Below are 18,568 nucleotides of genomic sequence, written 5' to 3' on the forward strand. Positions count from 1 at the left end.
GGAGTTCGACCCCGAGCCATGCTCAATACGCTGCGCAAGATCGTCCAGGAAGTCAACTCCGCCAAGGATCTCAAAACGGCGTTGGGGATCATCGTGATCCGTGTTCAGGAAGCCATGAGCAGCCAGGTTTGCTCGGTGTACCTGCTCGACCCGGAAGCCAATCGCTTCGTGCTCATGGCGACCGAGGGGCTAAACAAACGCTCCATTGGGCGAGTGAGCATGGCCCCTAATGAAGGCCTGGTCGGGCTGGTGGGTACGCGCGAGGAGCCCCTGAACCTCGAGAACGCCGCCGATCACCCCCGCTATCGCTATTTTGCCGAAACCGGCGAAGAGCGTTATGCGTCATTTTTAGGTGCGCCTATCATTCACCATCGGCGCGTGGTCGGCGTGCTGGTGATCCAGCAGAAAGAACGCCGGCAGTTCGACGAAGGTGAAGAAGCCTTCCTGGTGACCATGAGCGCGCAGCTGGCTGGGGTTATTGCCCACGCCGAGGCCACGGGGTCTATCCGAGGGCTGGGGCGCCAGGGTAAAGGTATTCAGGAAGCACGGTTCGTAGGGGTGCCAGGCTCGCCAGGCGCGGGTGTAGGCACGGCGGTGGTGATGCTGCCTCCGGCAGATTTGGATGTGGTGCCGGACCGGACCGTGACTGACGTGCAGGCCGAGATGCACTTGTTCGAGACTGCCCTGGAAGGCGTGCGCAACGACATGCGCACGCTGTCCGCCAAGTTGGCGACCCAGTTGCGCCCTGAAGAGCGGGCGCTGTTCGACGTTTACCTGATGATGCTCGATGACGCTTCGTTGGGCAGTGAAGTACGCAATGTCATCAAGACAGGGCAATGGGCCCAGGGCGCGCTGCGCCAGGTCGTAACCGAGCACGTTAACCGCTTCGAATTGATGGACGACGCGTACCTGCGTGAGCGCGCCGCCGATGTGAAAGACCTGGGGCGCCGGCTGTTGGCCTACCTCCAGCAGGCTCGCCAGCAAACCCTGGTGTACCCTGACAACACGATTCTGGTGAGTGAAGAACTATCACCCGCCATGCTTGGCGAAGTGCCAGAGGGCAAGCTTGTCGGCCTGATCTCGGTCATGGGCTCGGGCAACTCCCACGTGGCGATTCTGGCCCGCGCCATGGGCATTCCCACGGTTATGGGCCTGGTAGACCTGCCGTACTCCAAGGTCGACGGCATCACCATGATTGTCGATGGGTACCACGGTGAAGTCTTCACCAACCCCAGCGATATCCTCACCAAACAGTATGTCGCTGTAGTGGAGGAGGAGCGGGAGCTGGCCAAGGGCCTGGAAACCCTGCGAGAGCTCCCCTGCATTACACTCGACGGTCACCGCATGCCGCTGTGGGTGAACACCGGGCTGCTAGCAGACGTAGCACGCGCCCAGCAGCGGGGCGCCGAAGGGGTTGGGCTGTACCGTACCGAAGTGCCGTTCATGATCAACCAGCGCTTCCCCTCCGAAAAAGAGCAGTTGGCCATTTACCGCGAGCAATTGGCCGCGTTTCATCCGCTGCCCGTCACCATGCGCAGCCTGGATATCGGCGGCGACAAATCGCTGTCTTACTTCCCCATCAAAGAAGAAAACCCCTTCCTGGGGTGGCGCGGCATACGTGTAACCCTCGATCACCCGGAAATTTTCCTGGTGCAGGCTCGGGCGATGCTCAAGGCCAGTGAGGGGTTGAATAACCTTCGCATCCTGTTACCCATGATCTCTGGCATTCACGAATTGGAAGAGGCGCTGCACTTGTTGCACCGTGCGTGGGGCGAGGTGCGGGACGAGGGCACGGATGTGCCCATGCCGCCGATTGGCGTGATGGTGGAGATTCCTGCTGCGGTGTACCAGACCCGTGACCTGGCCCGGCAAGTGGATTTCCTGTCGGTAGGCTCCAACGACCTTACCCAGTACCTGCTGGCGGTGGACCGCAACAACCCAAGGGTTGCGGACCTCTACGACTACCTGCACCCGGCCGTGTTGCAGGCGTTGCAGCATGTAGTCACCGAAGCCCATGCCGAAGGCAAGCCGGTAAGCATCTGCGGCGAAATGGCGGGAGACCCGGCTGCTGCCGTGCTGCTGATGGCCATGGGCTTCGATAGTTTGTCCATGAACGCCACCAACCTGCCCAAGGTGAAGTGGATGCTGCGTCAGGTCAGCCTTGAGAAGTCTAAAGAGTTGTTGGCGCAGTTGATGAAGATCGACAACCCGCGGGTTATCCACAGCTCATTGCAGTTGGCGCTGAAAAACCAGGGGCTGGCACGGATGATCAATCCCGCTGCACCGCAAAGCCTTTGAATAGGGTCACGCCCCAGCCTGGGTGCCAGGGGGCAGTGTGAGCACTACCTCGTCGGTATAAACCCCCTGGGGCCCAAAGCTTCTTTCAGCCAGAGTCCGGTGCCCGCTGGCCTGGGTAATCAGTACCGTACTGGCGCGCGTGCCATAGGTTGGGCTGGCGATGAAGATGCTGGACAGTAGCCGCTCCAGGGCCAGGCCCACACCCGTTGCGGGCAGTTCACTGTCGGCTACCTGGGCTGGGTCTGCGAGCACCTCAAACAAGTCTGCTGGCGGGCCCTCGGTTCGCCTGGCCAGCTGCTCCCTGGCCTTCAGCAACTTAGGCCAAGGCGTATCCAAGCTGGCATTGGACAACCCGTAGAGGCCTTCGCCCAAAGGTTGCGGCGCTGCGCTGTGGCTACCGACATACACCAGTTGATCGCTATCGCCTAACAGCAGGTTGAACCCCGCATAAGCGTCGGCCTGGCTGCACACGCGCCGGGCATACTCATCAAGCGGCTGGTCGCCGGCGAGGTAATCAGCGCACAGCGCGCCACGCGAGCGCCTGCCCGGCGTGCCAGCCGTGCCACGAATGTTAGTAACTGCCGCGAACCGCCCCTTCGGGCCGATGCCCAGCCAGGTACCGCCTGCCTCAAGATCGCGCCCTGCGTAGACACCTGGCGCATCGGGCCATTCGCTGAGTGGTCGGGTAGGGCGGGCGTAGAATTCATCCCGGTTAGCGGCTAGCACCAACGGGCGTACATGGCCGGGGCGCCAGGCAAATACGATCAGGCACATGGAGCACTCCTCCTCTTTTTCTCTACTGTACAGGGAGCAGGCTTCACGCTTCTATCAGCGTAACTGGAGCCTGTGCAAGCGATCCGGTAACATGCGCCCTCGCGCGAGGAACTCACATGGAATATACGCTCTACCTGGCCCTTGGGGCCTGCGCTGGCGTACTGGCTGGCCTGTTCGGCGTGGGCGGCGGCATCATCATCGTACCCGTGCTGGTGTTCAGCTTTGGCCTGCAAGGGTTTGCCCCCGACATCTTGACCCACTTGGCGGTAGGTACGTCGCTGGCCACTATCGTGTTCACATCGATCAATGCCATTCGCGAGCACCACAAGCGCGGAGCCGTGCGCTGGCCAGTATTTGCCTGGATGACCTTGGGCATCGTGGTCGGAGGCGCCCTGGGTGCGAAAACGGCTTCCCTGATTCAAGGCCCTCACCTTCAAAAGGTCATTGGCGTATTCGCGCTGTTGGTCAGCATTCAGATGTTCCTGGACTTCAAGCCAAAGGCTAGCCAGCAGATTCCTGGCAAGGGTGGGCTTACCTTTGCTGGCGTTATCATCGGCTGGGCCTCGGCGATTTTCGGGATTGGCGGAGGCTCCCTGACCGTGCCCTTTCTCAGTTGGCGAAGCGTGCCGATGCAACAGGCCGTGGCTACCTCATCAGCCTGCGGGCTGCCCATTGCGCTGTCAGGTGCCGCAAGTTTCATCCTGTTGGGCTGGAATACACCCTTGCTTCCAGCCCATAGTCTCGGGTTCGTTTACCTGCCGGCGCTGGTAGGCATTGCCATCACCAGCATGGTGTTCGCACGCTACGGCGCGCGGCTGGCACATAAGCTGTCACCGCGTATGCTCAAGCGGCTGTTTGCCCTGCTGCTGTTTAGCGTTGGCCTGAGTTTTTTGCTTTGATCGAGGAAGATACATGCTGCCTTACCCGCAGATAGACCCTGTAGCCCTGGCGATAGGGCCTTTGAAAATCCATTGGTATGGCTTGATGTACCTGTTGGGTATCGGCAGCGCCTGGCTACTGGCGCCCCGCCGCATGCACCGCTTCGACCCCACCTGGAACCGGGAGAAGCTCTCGGACCTGGTGTTCTGGGTGGCCATGGGCGTCATTGTCGGTGGCCGGCTGGGGTATGTGCTGTTTTACGACCTGCCGGCCTACATTGCCAACCCCAGCTTGATCTTCGAAGTGTGGAAGGGCGGCATGTCGTTCCATGGCGGGTTGATCGGGGTCATGCTGTCCACCTGGTGGTTCGGCAAGCGCAACGACAAGACCTTCTTCCAACTCATGGACTTCATCGCCCCGTTCGTACCGCTGGGGTTGGGTGCAGGCCGCATCGGCAACTTCATCAACGCTGAGCTCTGGGGCAAGCCTACCGACCTGCCCTGGGCAATGATCTTCCCGCCATTCAGCGACCCTGCTCAAGTGCCCCGCCATCCTTCACAGCTGTACCAGTTTGCCCTCGAAGGCGTAGCGTTATTCATCATCCTGTGGCTGTACTCCAGCAAGCCACGGCCTACCATGGCCGTATCAGGCATGTTCGCCCTGTGCTACGGGATCTTCCGCTTTGTGGTGGAGTTCGTTCGGGTGCCTGACGCTCAACTGGGCTACTTGGCCTTCGGGTGGCTAACCATGGGCCAAGTGCTGTGCCTGCCGATGATTTTGGGCGGTATCGCCCTGATCTGGTGGGCTTACCACCGCGCGCCCACCGCGCCGCAAGCCGTTTAAGCGTATTGGCGGGGCCTCGACCCCGCCTGTTGCTGTGGTATCACCGTTTTTAAAGCGTTGCGTAAGCAGCGTGCGACAACTCAGAGGCAATCATGAAAGCGTACCTAGATCTCCTGACCGATGTCATCACCCATGGGCTGGCCAAAGGTGATCGGACAGGGACAGGCACAAAAGCGGTATTTGCGCGCCAGTTTCGCCATAACCTGGCAGATGGGTTTCCACTGCTGACCACCAAAAAGCTCCATTTCAAAAGTATTGCCAATGAGCTGATTTGGATGCTCAACGGCGATACGAACGTCAAATGGCTTAACGAGCATGGCGTCAGCATCTGGGATGAGTGGGCCACCGAGACGGGCGACCTGGGCCCGGTTTACGGCCAGCAGTGGACCGCCTGGCCTACCAAGGATGGCCGCACGGTCAACCAGATCGACTATATGGTCGAGACGCTCAAAACCAACCCCAACAGCCGTCGCATTCTCTTCCACGGGTGGAACGTAGAGTACCTGCCCGACGAGCGCCAGAGCCCACAAGAGAATGCCCGCAATGGGCTCCAGGCGTTACCGCCGTGCCATGTGCTGTACCAGGCCTTTGTGCACGACGGGCATTTGTCGATGCAACTGTACATCCGCAGCTCGGACGTATTCCTGGGGCTGCCTTACAACACGGCCGCTCTGGCACTGCTCACGCACATGCTGGCCCAGCAATGCGACCTGATCCCTCACGAGATCATCGTCACCACTGGCGACACCCATGCTTACTCGAACCATATGGAGCAGATCCAGGAACAGCTCACCCGCATACCCAGGGCGCTGCCTCAGTTGAAGATTCTTCGTCGCCCGGCATCGATCTATGACTACCGCTTCGAGGATTTCGAGATCGTAGGGTATGACCCGTATCCAGGAATCAAGGCGCCGGTGGCAGTGTAGGGCAAACGAACGCCAGGCGGGTCTATGCCCAGCGCCATCGTCTTGACCGCTAAAAGCCTGTTGAATCTATTCCAGTGACAGGCCCGTTTCACGGGCGGGCTCGGTCTATTACTGCAGTCCCCCTAGCCTTCGCTAAGCCCTACTCTTCAACTCCACATCATTTCCCTGCAACCGCGCTGGCCAAACCTGTAGCCGCTGCTGCGGCGCCTCGATACACAGGCCGTCTTCCAAGCTGAAATGCTGTTTGTACAAAGGGGAGGCCACCACCAGTTTGCCTGCGAGGCAGCCCACCAATCCTCGGCCGATGACATTGGCACCCGAGCATGGATCATGGTTATCCACCGCGAACACACGCTCTCCACCCACTGCATTGGGCAGGTAGAACAGTGCCACCTGTGCGCCGTCCAGCCAGGCGACTACCCCGGAGTCCGCAACTAGGTCACTGCGGCTGCAGACCGTACGCCAACCCGTAGCCGTACCCTCGATCACCGCATCCAGATCGCTCATCACAGCACCTCCGTAGCCGTTATCAGGGCCAGCTCATCACTGCGCGCCGGTCTTCTTTGGCCGCGCTCTCTTACAAAGTGGAGGTCGGGATCGGCGCCCTTGGCGTTCACGAACGTACGGAAGCGCTTGAGTTTTTCCGGGTCTTTCAATGCGTTCGCCCACTCGCATTCATAGCGGTCCACCACCAGTTGCATCTGCGCTTCCAGCTCATGTGCCAGGCCGAGGCTGTCTTCGATAATCACTGCCTTGAGATAGTCCAGGCCGCCTTCCAGGCTTTCGCGCCATACCGAGGTGCGCTGCAGTTTATCGGCCGTGCGGACGTACAACATCAAGAAGCGGTCGATGTAACGGATAAGGGTTTCATCGTCCAGGTCTGTGGCGAAGAGTTCTGCATGGCGCGGGCGCATGCCGCCGTTACCGCTCACGTAGAGGTTCCAGCCGTTTTCGGTGGCAATCACGCCCACATCCTTGCTTTGAGCTTCGGCGCACTCTCGGGTGCAACCCGACACGGCGAACTTGAGCTTATGCGGCGAGCGCAAGCCCTTGTAGCGGTCTTCAAGGCGCAGGGCCATTTGCACGCTGTCCTGTACGCCGTAGCGGCACCAGGTGTTACCCACGCAGCTCTTTACGGTGCGCGTGGACTTGCCATAGGCGTGGCCGGTTTCAAAGCCTGCGGCGATCAACTCAGCCCAGATGTCGGGCAGCTCGTGTAGTTGCGCGCCGAACATGTCGATCCGCTGGCCGCCGGTGATCTTGGTGTACAGGTCATACTTCTTAGCCACGGCGCCGATGGCGATCAGGCCGTCCGGGGTGATCTCACCCCCTGCTATACGCGGTATCACCGAATAGGTACCGTTCTTCTGCATGTTGGCCATGAAGGTATCGTTGGTGTCTTGCAGGGGCACCAGCCACGGCTCCATGACGGGCCGGTTCCAGCACGAGGCGAGTATCGAACCGACGGTGGGCTTGCAGATATCGCAGCCCAGCTGGCCTTTTCCATGGCGCGCGAGTAGTTCGTCGAAGGTCTCGATGCCCTCGACGCGCACCAGTGAGTACAGCTCCTGGCGTGTATGGGCAAAGTGCTCGCACAGGCTCTTGTCGACCACTACGCCACGGGCGGCCAGCTCATGCTCGAACACTTGCTTGAGCAGGCCAGCGCAGCCGCCACAACCGGTGGCGGCCTTGGTGTGGGCCTTGAGCCCGGCAAGGTCGCTACAGCCTGCGTCGATTGCGCAACAGACCGCTCCCTTGCTGACGTTGTGGCAAGAGCACACTGTCGCGGTGGCCGGAAGCGCGTCCACGCCAAGGAGCGGCGAGGCTTCGCCGCGCGGCAGGATCAGCGTTGCAGGGTCCGCAGGTAGGGCGATGCCGTTCTGGATATATTGCAGTAGGGTATCGTAATAGCTGTTGTCGCCTACCAGTACGGCACCGATGGCCCGCTTGCCGTCGGCGGAAAGCACCAGGCGCCGGTAGCTGGCGGTCGCCTCGTCGATAAAGCGGTAGCTTCGTGCCCCTTCGCTGGCGCCATGGGCATCCCCAATGGAACCAACGTCTACGCCCAGCAGCTTGAGCTTGGTGGACATGTCCGCGCCGAGGAACGGCTCGGTAGTGAGCTCGCACAACTGCGCGGCGACATTACGGGCCATCTGGTAGCCCGGTGCAACCAGGCCGAAAATGCTGTGATTCCAGGCGGCGCACTCACCGATGGCATAGATATGGGGGTCGCTGCTGCGGCAATGGCCGTCGATAGCGACCCCACCCCTTGCGCCTAACGCCAGCTCGCAGTGCCTGGCCAGCGCATCCTGCGGGCGTATGCCAGCGGAAAACACTACAAGGTCAGTTTCAAGGAATTCATCACCAGCAAAGTTCATACGGTAGCGGTATTCGCTGCCCGGAGTAATGGATTGCGTACCGCGAGACAGGTGCACTGCCACGCCCAAGGCTTCTATACGTGTCTTGAGCGCCACGCCCCCTTGCTCGTCCAGTTGAACGGGCATCAGGCGCGGGGCAAATTCCACCACATGCGCTTCGAGCCCCAGGCTTTTCAGGGCATTGGCGGCCTCCAGCCCGAGCAGGCCACCGCCGACCACTACGCCCCGGCGAGCCCCTGTGGCAGCGGTGCGAATGGTGTCCAGGTCCGCCAGGGTGCGGTAAACCAGGCGCGAATCGCCAGCTGCGCCCTCGATAGGAGGCACAAAGGGATACGAACCGGTGGCCAGCACCAGGTGCTCATAGGGAATACGGCCCTTGCCGGTGCTCACTTGCTTGCGAACACGGTCGATTTCCAGCACCGGCACGCCCAAGTGCAAGGTCACCCCCGCGCTTTGATATAAGCCGGCTTCGCCGAGCGCCAAGGACTCCGCGTCGCGGCCGCCGAAGTATTCGGACAGGTGCACGCGATCATAAGCGCGCAGCGGTTCTTCGCCGAATACGTGGATCTGGTAGCGGGCCAAGGCGCCGTTTGCCACCAGTTGCTCCACGCAATGATGACCAACCATGCCATTGCCAATCACCACCAGGTTTTGCCGATCAGTTGCCATTTCGCTGTTCATAGCTGCACCCATCGAAGCCGATCCGGTTTTCAACGCAAAAAAAAGCGCCTGGAACTGAAATGTTCCAGGCGCCTTTGCCTGTTCTCGCTGCTGGCCCATGGCCTAACACAGTCGTTGTTGCCCGAGCCATTAAGGCCAAACGATCACCGTTGATCGACAGGGCGTCCCGTCCGCGACTCCGCGGCGGGTACAAAACGCTATGCAGTGGTTGTGCCAGAACCTTCCGGAATGTCCTAAGACCTTTAGTTGTTGAGCCAAGCAGCATCTAGCCCTTTGCACTTGAGTCCGCCAGGCGCCCAAAAAGGTGCAAGCCAAGGGCATATGCCCCGAGGCGAGGCAATTCGGCCTTCGGATATCACGTCGTCATAGGCCAGACTTCCCGAATCCATAAGCCTTCAGCCAGGCTGTCAAGTGTTGGCCCAGCCATTGCTATGCACAGTGCAGGGCCATCAATGACGATGGCCATCCATCAGTCAGTACCCCACGACAAAGGCGCCGTGTAGCTCCCGTTGAAAGACGGAGAGCCGCATGGCGCCTTTGTCGTTTCTGCAAGAGAGCATGCCGATGGCCCAATCCCTTGAATGCAGCAAGACCGTTCGTAGCGTATGCCCCTATTGCGGAGTCGGTTGCGGCATCGTCGTGCAGGTGGAAAACAACCTGATCGTCAAGGTGACCGGTGATAAACAGCATCCAAGCAACTTTGGCCGCCTGTGCACCAAAGGCAGTACCTGTGGCCAGCCGGTTGCCAACAGCGGCCGCATGGAGCATGCATTCATGCGTCATGAGCGCAACCGCGACCCTGCGCGTATCGGCATCGACCAAGCCATCCAGGCCACCGCCGACCGCCTGAGGGGGATCATCGACCGTCATGGCGCCGATGCGGTCGCTTTGTATGTGAGCGGCCAGATGTCGCTGGAAGCTCAATATCTGGCTAACAAGCTTGCAAAGGGGTTTATCCGTACCCGCCATATCGAATCCAATTCACGCCTGTGCATGGCTAGTGCCAGCAGTGGCTACAAGCTCTCGCTAGGGGCGGACGGCCCCCCTGGGGCTTACGACGACTTCGACCACAGTGATGTATTCCTAGTGATCGGCGCCAATATGGCTGACTGCCACCCCATTCTGTTTTTGCGCCTGCTGGACCGGGTGAAGGCGGGCGCCAAGCTGATCGTGATCGACCCGCGACGTACCGCCACGGCAGATAAAGCCGATCTGTTTCTGCAGATCACACCCGGAACGGACTTGGCGCTGCTCAACGGGCTGCTGCACCTGTTAGTGAAGAACAAGCAGACCGACCCTGTCTTTATCGAGGCGTTTACCGAGGGCTGGGAGGTCATGGAGGACTTCCTTGAGAGCTATACGCCAGCGCACGTTGCCCACGTCACCGGGCTGGCCGAAGCGGATATCCGGCAGGCCGCGCGATGGATCGGCGAAGCAGCGAACTGGATGAGTTGCTGGACCATGGGCCTTAATCAGAGTGTGCAAGGCACGTGGCATACCAATGCCTTGTGCAACCTGCACCTGGCCACTGGGGCAATCTGCCGCACGGGCAGCGGCCCGTTCTCGCTCACCGGCCAGCCCAATGCCATGGGCGGCCGCGAAATGGGCTACATGGGCCCGGGGCTTCCGGGGCAGCGGTCGGCGCTGGTTGCCCAGGACCGCGCCTTTATCGAGCAGCTATGGGGTATGGAAACTGGCAGCCTGCGCAGTGAAGAAGGCCGCGGCACCGTCGCCATGTTCGAGGCCATGGCCGCCGGCAGTATCAAGGCCTGCTGGATCATCTGCACCAACCCGGTGGCCAGCGTGCCCAATCGCCAGCAAGTCATCAATGGCCTGCGCAAGGCTGAGCTGGTAATCACCCAGGACGCTTACCTGGACACCGAGACCAACCGCTATGCCGATATTTTGCTACCCGGTGCGCTTTGGATCGAAGCCGAGGGTGTAATGATCAACTCCGAGCGCAACCTGACGCTAACCCAGCAAGCGGTGCAGCCCCCAGGCGAAGCCCTGCCCGACTGGCGCATCATCGCTCGCGTCGCTTGTGCCATGGGCTATGCCGAGGCGTTCAGCTACAACAGCGCTGCCGAGGTGTTCGAGGAAATCAAGCGGGTTTCAAACCCGCAGACCGGTTACGACTTACAGGGCGCCAGCTACGAGCGCCTGCGGCAGCAGCCTCTGCAGTGGCCCTGCGCGGCGCCCGGCACCTCCGTGCGCAATCCCGTTCGCTACCGCCAGCAGGCTCTGGACGCCCAAGGCCCGGCTATAGCCTTTCCCACCGCCAGCGGGCGGGCCCAGTTCTTCGCCCGCCCGCATATGCCGCCTGCCGAACGTCCAAGCGACGGCTTCCCCCTGGTGCTGAATACCGGCCGCCTGCAACACCACTGGCATACCTTGACCAAGACCGGCAAAGTGCCCACCTTGAACAAACTCAACCCCGGCCCCTTTATCGAGCTGCACCCCGAGGATGCGATACGGTTGGGGATTGCCCAGGATAACCAGGTACAGATACGTTCGCGCCGTGGCCTGGCGGTACTGCGCGCCGTGGTCAGTGACCGGGTGCGGCCGGGCAATTGCTTTGCGCCTTTTCATTGGAACGATGTGTTTGGCGAGCACTTGGCCATCAACGCAGTGACCTGCGACGCCGTGGACCCGGTTTCTTTGCAGCCTGCCTTCAAGTATTGCGCCGTCGCTGTGCAAGCCCTGCCCGAGCAGCAGCAGACTCCGCCGCCAAGCCTGGCCCAGGCATCGGAACAGGCCTCCACACAGATAGATGCCCTGGCGCGCCTGCTCAACCTCGACGGCCTCACGCCGCTAAACCTCAACATTCAGCAACAGTTGTATATGCGCGGCTACCTGCTTGGCCTGCGTAGCCGCGAAGGCCTGCCACACACCACGCCCACGCTTCCTGCCACCGCCCCGTTCGGCGCGGAGCAACGGCTGCTGCTTGATGGGCTGCTCGCTGGCACCTTCTCAAGCACCGGCGAACTGCCTTGCGCTACGCCATTGGAAACCCTCGCCACGAACGCTGAATGGTTAGTGCTCTGGGCCTCCCAAACGGGCAACTGTGAAAGCCTCGCTACCCGTTGTGCCCAGCGGCTGGTGAGCGCAGGCCAGCGCGCCCGCGTGCAAGCGATGGGCAGCACCAAGCTCGAACAACTGCGCGGTGCTGCGGGCGTGCTGCTGGTAACCAGCACCTTCGGCGACGGAGACCCTCCTGACAACGCCCATGGCTTTTGGCAGGTGCTACTGAGCGCCGAACCCCAGGCATTAGCTGATAGCCGCTTCAGTGTGCTGGCCTTGGGCGACTCCAATTATCAGCAGTTCTGCGGCTTTGGGCGCAAGCTCGACGAGCGATTGGCGGCCTTGGGGGCCGAGCGTATCCAGCCGCGCCTTGAATGCGAACCGGACTATGAGCTGTTCGCCGAGCAGTGGCTTGCCGAATTTTGTGGCAAGTTATCAGGCCCTGCGACGCCAGCGCCAAGCCCGCCCCCCGCGAAGCCGTCCGTGGAGGGCAACCCCTATACCCGTGCCTCGCCGCTACGCACCACGGTGCTGAGCAATCGATTGCTCAGTGGTGAAGGCTCCGAAAAAGAAACCCGCCATTTGGCGTTTGACCTCACGGGCCACCATTTTCCCTACCAGGCTGGCGATGCCTTGGGGGTGTGGCCCCGCAATGATCCTGAGCTGGTGGAGGAGTGGTTGAGTACGGTCGGCCTGAATGGCGAGGTGCTTGTGGAGCTGAAGAACCAGCCGCCCATGACATTGCGCGCAGCCCTGACCGATCACTTGGAGATCGCGCGCATCAGCCCTGACCTGCTGCGAAGGGTCGCGCAGCACAATGCCAACCTTCATTTGCGCGAGCTACTCCAAGAGGACAACCATGACGCTTTGCAGGCCTGGCTATGGGGGCGGCAGCTGCCAACCCTGCTGCGCGAGTTTCCGATAGCGCTGGACGCTGCCCAATGGGTGCAGTTGCTCAAGCCATTACAGCCTCGGCTGTACTCCATCAGTTCAAGCCCCGCGATCACCCCTAACGAAGTGCAATTGACCGTCGCCACCTTGCGCTACCAGCATCAACAGCAGGCCCGTGGCGGAGTGTGCTCGACCTTTCTCGCCGACCGTGCGCAGGCCCAAGGGGTGCGCATCTACTTGCAACGCTCCGCGCATTTCCGCCCCCCCGAGAACCCGGACACCCCGCTGATCATGATTGGCCCTGGCACGGGCATCGCACCTTTTCGCGCCTTTTTGCAGCAGCGCCAGGCCCAGGGCGCTGGTAAAAACTGGCTGTTCTTCGGCGGGCAACGCGCCCGTACTGACTTCTACTACCGCGACGAGCTTCGTGACTGGCAACGCCAGGGCGTGCTGCAACGCCTGGACACGGCGTTCTCCCGCGACCAGCCAGAGAAGATCTACGTCCAGCAACGCATGCTCGAAGAGGGCGCCGAGCTATGGCAGTGGTTGCAGCAGGGCGCCTGTGTCTGCGTGTGTGGCGACGCCAGCTGCATGGCCAAGGACGTGGATGCCGCGCTGAAGAGGATTGTGCAGATCCATGGCAAGATGAGCAGCGGCGCGGCGCTGTTTTACGTGAGTGATATGAGCAAGGCGCGCCGTTACCTGCGCGACGTTTATTAACCGTGGCTCATCCTAACGAAGTGCTCAGCCATGAACGGCTGTTCCAGCACCTTTTTTACAGGCAAACCGTTTTAGGACACCGGCATGGGCGATAGCAGTAAAGACCTTGCGACACTGCACTCATTGGCTTGGGTGGCCGGTAGCGACGGCCCTGAGAAGAGCGTGCTCAATATCGGCTTTATGCCCCTGAGCGACTGTGCCTCGGTGGTGGTCGCCGCCACTCAGGGGTTTTCTCAACCCTATGGGCTCACCCTCAACCTGCGCCGACAAAGCTCTTGGGCGGGTATCAATGACAAGCTGGTGAGCGGCGAGTTGGACGCCGCTCATTCCCTCTACGGCATGGTCTACGCCATCAAGCTGGGCATCAGTGGCGCAGCGGCCACCGACATGGCCGTACTGATGGGGCTGAACCAAAACGGCCAGAGCATCAACCTCTCGCAGCAGCTGAAAAATGCCGGTATCACCAGCGCTGACAAGCTGAGCCAGCACGTGCGTGAGGGCGGCAAAAAGCTCAACTTCGCACAGACCTTCCCAACCGGCACCCATGCCATGTGGCTCTATTACTGGCTCGCCAGCCAGGGCATTCATCCGCTGCGGGATGTGAACAGCGTTGTTGTGCCGCCACCACAGATGCTCGCGCATCTACAAGCGGGGCGTATCGACGGTTTGTGCGTAGGCGAACCCTGGTGCGCCAACGCCGTGGCGCAAGGCCAAGGTTTCACCCTGGCGACCAGCCAGGCCATCTGGCCCGACCACCCGGAAAAGGTCCTGGCCTGTACCCGTGAGTTCGTGGAGCAGTACCCGAACACCGCACGCGCCTTGGTCATGGCCGTCTTGGAAGCCAGCCGGTTTATCGAGGTCAGCCAAGAAAATCGCCGAAGCACGGCGCAGTTGCTAAGCGGCAGCGACTACCTTGACGTGCCTTTGGCAAGCATCGAACCTCGCTTGCTCGGCAACTACGATGATGGCCTGGGCAACCAGTGGCAGGACGCCCACCCGCTGCGTTTCCACAACAGTGGCGCGGCGAATTTCCCTTACCTGTCCGATGGCATGTGGTTCCTCACGCAGTTTCGCCGCTGGGGCCTGCTGCGCGACGACCCCGACTACCTGGCTGTTACCCGGGAAGTGCAGCAGGTAGACCTTTACCGCTGCGCCGCGAGCAGCTTGGAGATCGCCGTGCCCCAGGGCTCGATGCGTAGCTCCCGGCTGGTAGACGGCAGTGTCTGGGACGGTGCTGACCCGGCCGCTTATGCTGGCGGCTTTGCCATACATGCCCGCCATGATCAGTAACCGGAGGCCCACATGTTGCGCATCCTGCTGATCAACGATACCTCGAAAAAAGTAGGCCGCCTGCGTGCGGCGCTCAGCGAGGCGGGCTTTGAAGTGATCGACGAGTCCGGCTTGACCATCGACCTCCCGGCACGGGTCGAGACCGTGCGCCCGGATGTCGTATTGATCGACACCGAGTCGCCTGGCCGTGACGTGATGGAGCAGGTGGTGGTGATGACCCGAGACCAGCCCCGGCCTATCGTGATGTTCACCGACGAGCACGATCCGCAGGTGATGCGCCAGGCGATCAAGTCTGGCGTTAGCGCCTATATCGTCGAAGGTATTCACGCCCAGCGTCTGCAGCCGATCATGGACGTCGCCATGGCACGCTTCGAAAGCGATCAGGTACTGCGCGCGCAACTCCAGGCCCGGGACCAGCAGTTGGCCGAGCGCAAGCGCGTAGAGTTGGCCAAGGGCATGTTGATGAAGATGAAAAGCTGCAATGAAGAAGAGGCCTACACCCTCATGCGCCGCCAGGCCATGAGCCGGCAGCAGAAGCTCATCCAGGTGGCGGAACAGATCATTGCTATGAATGAACTACTGAACTGAACACATTCAGCAGTAGGTGCGGTGAGTGCATCAGAGGCAAGCAGTGCTCCACAATGTGGCACCTTTGCATCGCCCAGGTAAGAGGTGCACCCCGCTAGCGCCTCAGCTGCCTTTCGTATCTGGGCGTAAGCCTTGCGCTAGAGCCTTTGCGCAAAGCTCTCAGTTCTTGGCACACAACCTGCTTTTACCTGCGTACAGGTAGCCAACGGCGGTTGCCCCACCCGACAAAGACGTCGCACTTCCCTTCGCGCAAGCGAACCAGGGATTGCGGCGTTTTTTGCGTTTATAGCCTCCGTTCGAGGCGGTGGAGTGGCCGTAGCGAGCCACCCCACCTGCAAGCCCACAACCTTCGTTGATGCTTCTTTTGCAGATGAGGTGCTGAAATGAACACGAGTTTCTGGAAAGCCGGCCACACCCCCACGTTGTTCGCCGCGTTTCTGTATTTCGACCTGAGTTTCATGGTCTGGTACCTACTGGGCCCCTTGGCGGTGCAAATCGCCACAGACCTGCAACTGACCACTCAGCAGCGCGGATTTATGGTGGCCACGCCCATCCTGGCTGGGGCGGTCCTGCGCTTTCTCATGGGGATGCTGGCTGACCAGCTTTCACCCAAGACCGCCGGTATCATCGGCCAAGTCATTGTCATCGGCGCCTTACTCGCCGCTTGGGAACTGGGCATCCACAGCTACGAGCAAGCGCTGCTACTGGGCGTATTCCTGGGCATGGCCGGGGCCTCCTTCGCTGTAGCGCTACCGCTGGCCTCCCAATGGTACCCCGCTGAACATCAGGGCAAGGCCATGGGTATCGCCGGCGCGGGCAACTCCGGCACGGTATTGGCGGCCCTTGCGGCACCGGTGCTGGCCGCAGCCTTTGGCTGGACGAATGTCTTTGGCCTGGCCCTGATTCCATTAGTGCTCACGCTGGTTGCTTTCAGCCTGATGGCCAAAAATGCGCCCAACCGCAGTAAGGCGAAATCCATGAGCGACTACTTTAAAGCCCTGGCCGATCGCGATAGCTGGTGGTTCATGTTGTTCTACAGCGTGACCTTCGGCGGCTTCATTGGCCTGGCCAGCGCCTTACCGGGATACTTCCATGACCAGTACGGGCTTAATCCTGTGACCGCTGGTTACTACACCGCCGCCTGTGTGTTCGGTGGCAGCCTGATGCGCCCTTTGGGCGGGGCGCTGGCCGACCGTTTTGGCGGCATTCGTACCTTGCTGGGGATGTATGCCATAGCGGCTGTCTGCGTTGCGGCAGTAGGCTTTCATCTATCCAGTTCGATAGCAGCCCTGGCCCTGTTCGTTAGCGCCATGCTAGGGCTTGGTGCGGGTAACGGCGCCGTGTTCCAGCTGGTACCCCAGCGCTTCAGCAAAGAGATCGGCGTGATGACCGGGTTGATCGGCATGGCCGGCGGCGTGGGTGGCTTCCTCCTGGCTGCGGGCCTCGGCGCTATCAAGCAGAGCAGCGGCGACTATCAACTTGGGCTCTGGCTGTTCGCAAGCCTTGGGGTAGTGGCCTGGTTTGGCCTGTACAGCGTCAAGCGCCGCTGGAGAACCACTTGGGGGTCGGCAGCCTTCACTGCCGCGCGGGTCTGAGGCACCGTTTATGCCCTTGCAATTGAGCTACGCAGAAAGCAGCGCCAGCGGCCCCCGGGCAGAGAACCAGGATGCTACACGCCTGGTGAGCCCGTCACCGTCGCTGGCCGCCAGCAAAGGCTACCTGTTCGCTGTGGCCGATGGCGTGAGCCAATGCGCTGACGGCGGCCTGGCCGCCCGCTCGACCTTGCAGGCACTGGCCTACGATTATTACGCCACCCCGCAGACCTGGGGCGTGGCCCAGGCGCTGGATCGCCTGTTGTTGGCCCAGAACCGCTGGTTACATGCCAACGGCGGCGGCCAGCCCCTCCTGACCACCCTCAGCGCCCTGGTGCTGCGCGGCCGACGCTTTACTCTGGCCCATATCGGCGACTGCCGAGCCTATCGCTGGAGCGCGGGGCAGTTGCAGCGCCTAAGCGAAGACCATGTCTGGAACCAGCCTGGCATGCAACATGTGCTCAGGCGCGCCATGGGGCTGGAGCAACACCTGGTGATGGATTACCTGGAAGGCGAATTGCAGCCAGGTGAAAGTTTTCTACTCGTCAGCGATGGCGTATGGGCCACCCTTGGCGATGCCTCGATAGCCGGCATTCTGTGCGACGAGCAGCAACTGAATGCCGCAGCCCAGGCGCTGGTGACCGCCGCTCACCTGGCCGGCAGTCAGGATAACGCCAGCGCCGTGCTGGTAAGGGTCGAGCAACTGGGCGAAGCCGGCCTTAACGATGCCTTGGACCAGGTTGAACAGTGGCCGCTGCCACCGGCCTTGAAGCCTGGGCAGCGCTTCGAGGGCTGGCAGGTTGAGGCGCAACTGGCCCAAAGCCGCCAGTCGTTGCTGTACCGGGTGCGCGACGCCCAGCAGCACAGCTGGCTGTTGAAAACCCTGCCGGTCATGCGGGAGGGCGACAGCAACGCCGCCTATAGCCTGTTACAGGAAGAGTGGTTCCTGCGCCGAGTCGCCGGGCGTTTCTTCCCTGAAGTGCATTCCGCGGGCGAGCGGCAGCATCTGTATTACCTGATGCGCGAGCATCCCGGCATCACCCTGGCAGAACACCATCGCCTGCACGGCAACCTCAGCCTGGCACTGGGGGTGGATATCGCCACGCAACTGTTACGCGCGCTGGGCATGCTGCATCGCCGTAATATCCTGCATCGCGACATCAAGCCAGAGAACTTGCTGTTCAGCGAAAACGGTGACCTGCGCGTGCTGGATTTCGGCCTGGCCTACTGCCCCGGCCTCTCCACCCACGCCCCGGGCATGTTGCCCGGCACCCCCAGCTATATTGCCCCCGAAGCCTACGCGGGTGACGCGCCTGCGGCGGCCCAGGACCTCTATAGCGCAGGCGTCACGCTTTACTTCTTGCTCACCGGCCATTACCCCCACGGCGAAATCGAAGCCTTTCAACGCCCCCACTTTGGCATGCCCATGCCCGCCAGCCGCTACCGCCCAGACCTGCCCGAATGGCTGGTAAACAACCTCGACCAGGCACTGGCCCCCGACCCCGCCCGGCGCTTCGAGACGGCCGAACAATGGCTGCTGGCACTGCAAAACGAAGACCAACAACCCAGCCCCCGCCCACGCCCTCTGCTGGAGCGTGAGCCTCTGAAGGTATGGCGCGCTCTGGCGCTGGTTTCATTGCTCCTCAATGCAGTGCTGGTGTTATGGAGGCTGCATGGATGACCGTTA

Annotated in this window: 12 protein-coding genes; 9 read left to right on the forward strand and 3 right to left on the reverse strand. The window is 61.3% G+C overall.

Translation table 11 applies throughout. The features are described from left to right. Positions 1 to 18 precede the first annotated feature (18 nt). The gene (ptsP, locus tag AC4LE2_RS01210; protein ID WP_491823565.1) at positions 19 to 2,298 is read left to right on the forward strand and encodes a phosphoenolpyruvate--protein phosphotransferase; all 2,280 of its coding nucleotides are present in this window, start codon (positions 19 to 21) and stop codon (positions 2,296 to 2,298) included. A gap of 6 nt (positions 2,299 to 2,304) precedes the next feature. Here the strand turns inward: ptsP and AC4LE2_RS01215 are convergent, their stop codons facing one another. After that, positions 2,305 to 3,072, reverse strand: coding sequence for an NRDE family protein (locus AC4LE2_RS01215; RefSeq protein WP_491823567.1), 768 nt, complete (start codon positions 3,070 to 3,072; stop codon positions 2,305 to 2,307). A gap of 116 nt (positions 3,073 to 3,188) precedes the next feature. On the opposite strand from AC4LE2_RS01215, the gene AC4LE2_RS01220 reads away from it, so the two are divergent. The 3 genes from AC4LE2_RS01220 to AC4LE2_RS01230 all read left to right on the forward strand — a co-directional run bounded on the left by AC4LE2_RS01220 (position 3,189) and on the right by AC4LE2_RS01230 (position 5,720). Continuing rightward, complete coding sequence (locus AC4LE2_RS01220; RefSeq protein ID WP_491823569.1) at positions 3,189 to 3,971, forward strand: sulfite exporter TauE/SafE family protein; 783 nt, start codon at positions 3,189 to 3,191, stop codon at positions 3,969 to 3,971. Between the two features lie 13 nt (positions 3,972 to 3,984). After that, entirely contained in the window at positions 3,985 to 4,794 is an 810-nt protein-coding gene (gene lgt / locus AC4LE2_RS01225; RefSeq protein ID WP_491823571.1) for a prolipoprotein diacylglyceryl transferase, read from the forward strand. A gap of 92 nt (positions 4,795 to 4,886) precedes the next feature. Further along, complete coding sequence (locus tag AC4LE2_RS01230) at positions 4,887 to 5,720, forward strand: thymidylate synthase (RefSeq protein ID WP_491823573.1); 834 nt, start codon at positions 4,887 to 4,889, stop codon at positions 5,718 to 5,720. Between the two features lie 132 nt (positions 5,721 to 5,852). Here AC4LE2_RS01230 and nirD read toward each other — a convergent pair whose 3' ends face one another. Both nirD and nirB read right to left on the reverse strand, forming a co-directional pair. Continuing rightward, positions 5,853 to 6,227, reverse strand: a complete 375-nt coding sequence (nirD, locus tag AC4LE2_RS01235) for a nitrite reductase small subunit NirD (protein WP_491823575.1) — start codon at positions 6,225 to 6,227, stop codon at positions 5,853 to 5,855. Next, positions 6,227 to 8,767 (reverse strand): nitrite reductase large subunit NirB, encoded by a 2,541-nt coding sequence (gene nirB, locus AC4LE2_RS01240; RefSeq protein WP_491823577.1) that lies wholly within the window; start codon positions 8,765 to 8,767, stop codon positions 6,227 to 6,229. Before nirB ends, nirD begins: the two co-directional genes overlap by 1 nt. 576 nt (positions 8,768 to 9,343) lie before the next feature. Between nirB and AC4LE2_RS01245 the strand changes: the two genes are divergently transcribed. The 5 genes from AC4LE2_RS01245 to AC4LE2_RS01265 all read left to right on the forward strand — a co-directional run bounded on the left by AC4LE2_RS01245 (position 9,344) and on the right by AC4LE2_RS01265 (position 18,562). Continuing rightward, positions 9,344 to 13,411, forward strand: a complete 4,068-nt coding sequence (locus AC4LE2_RS01245; RefSeq protein WP_491828019.1) for a bifunctional nitrate reductase/sulfite reductase flavoprotein subunit alpha — start codon at positions 9,344 to 9,346, stop codon at positions 13,409 to 13,411. Positions 13,412 to 13,495: 84 nt separating this feature from the next. After that, positions 13,496 to 14,701: a CmpA/NrtA family ABC transporter substrate-binding protein gene (locus tag AC4LE2_RS01250; RefSeq protein ID WP_491823579.1), complete on the forward strand. Its 1,206-nt coding sequence runs from the start codon at positions 13,496 to 13,498 to the stop codon at positions 14,699 to 14,701. 12 nt (positions 14,702 to 14,713) lie between these two features. After that, the gene (locus tag AC4LE2_RS01255; RefSeq protein ID WP_491823581.1) at positions 14,714 to 15,289 is read left to right on the forward strand and encodes an ANTAR domain-containing response regulator; all 576 of its coding nucleotides are present in this window, start codon (positions 14,714 to 14,716) and stop codon (positions 15,287 to 15,289) included. 383 nt (positions 15,290 to 15,672) lie between these two features. Next, a complete protein-coding gene (locus AC4LE2_RS01260) occupies positions 15,673 to 16,884 on the forward strand; it encodes a nitrate/nitrite transporter (protein WP_491823583.1) in 1,212 nt (403 codons plus the stop codon). 10 nt (positions 16,885 to 16,894) lie between these two features. Next, on the forward strand, positions 16,895 to 18,562 hold the full coding sequence (locus AC4LE2_RS01265) for a bifunctional protein-serine/threonine kinase/phosphatase (RefSeq protein WP_491823585.1): 1,668 nt from the start codon (positions 16,895 to 16,897) through the stop codon (positions 18,560 to 18,562). Positions 18,563 to 18,568 lie beyond the last annotated feature (6 nt).

It is taken from the genome of Pseudomonas sp. 9.3L (genome assembly GCF_058536285.1).

Coding starts and splice junctions, on each gene's coding strand:
- AC4LE2_RS01260 (WP_491823583.1), top strand. CDS start 15,673: ATGAACACGAGTTTCTGGAAAGCCGGCCACACCCCCACGTTGTTCGCC.
- lgt (WP_491823571.1), top strand. CDS start 3,985: ATGCTGCCTTACCCGCAGATAGACCCTGTAGCCCTGGCGATAGGGCCT.
- nirB (WP_491823577.1), bottom strand. CDS start 8,767: ATGGCAACTGATCGGCAAAACCTGGTGGTGATTGGCAATGGCATGGTT.
- AC4LE2_RS01220 (WP_491823569.1), top strand. CDS start 3,189: ATGGAATATACGCTCTACCTGGCCCTTGGGGCCTGCGCTGGCGTACTG.
- AC4LE2_RS01215 (WP_491823567.1), bottom strand. CDS start 3,072: ATGTGCCTGATCGTATTTGCCTGGCGCCCCGGCCATGTACGCCCGTTG.
- AC4LE2_RS01250 (WP_491823579.1), top strand. CDS start 13,496: ATGGGCGATAGCAGTAAAGACCTTGCGACACTGCACTCATTGGCTTGG.
- AC4LE2_RS01230 (WP_491823573.1), top strand. CDS start 4,887: ATGAAAGCGTACCTAGATCTCCTGACCGATGTCATCACCCATGGGCTG.
- AC4LE2_RS01265 (WP_491823585.1), top strand. CDS start 16,895: ATGCCCTTGCAATTGAGCTACGCAGAAAGCAGCGCCAGCGGCCCCCGG.
- nirD (WP_491823575.1), bottom strand. CDS start 6,227: ATGAGCGATCTGGATGCGGTGATCGAGGGTACGGCTACGGGTTGGCGT.
- ptsP (WP_491823565.1), top strand. CDS start 19: ATGCTCAATACGCTGCGCAAGATCGTCCAGGAAGTCAACTCCGCCAAG.
- AC4LE2_RS01245 (WP_491828019.1), top strand. CDS start 9,344: ATGGCCCAATCCCTTGAATGCAGCAAGACCGTTCGTAGCGTATGCCCC.
- AC4LE2_RS01255 (WP_491823581.1), top strand. CDS start 14,714: ATGTTGCGCATCCTGCTGATCAACGATACCTCGAAAAAAGTAGGCCGC.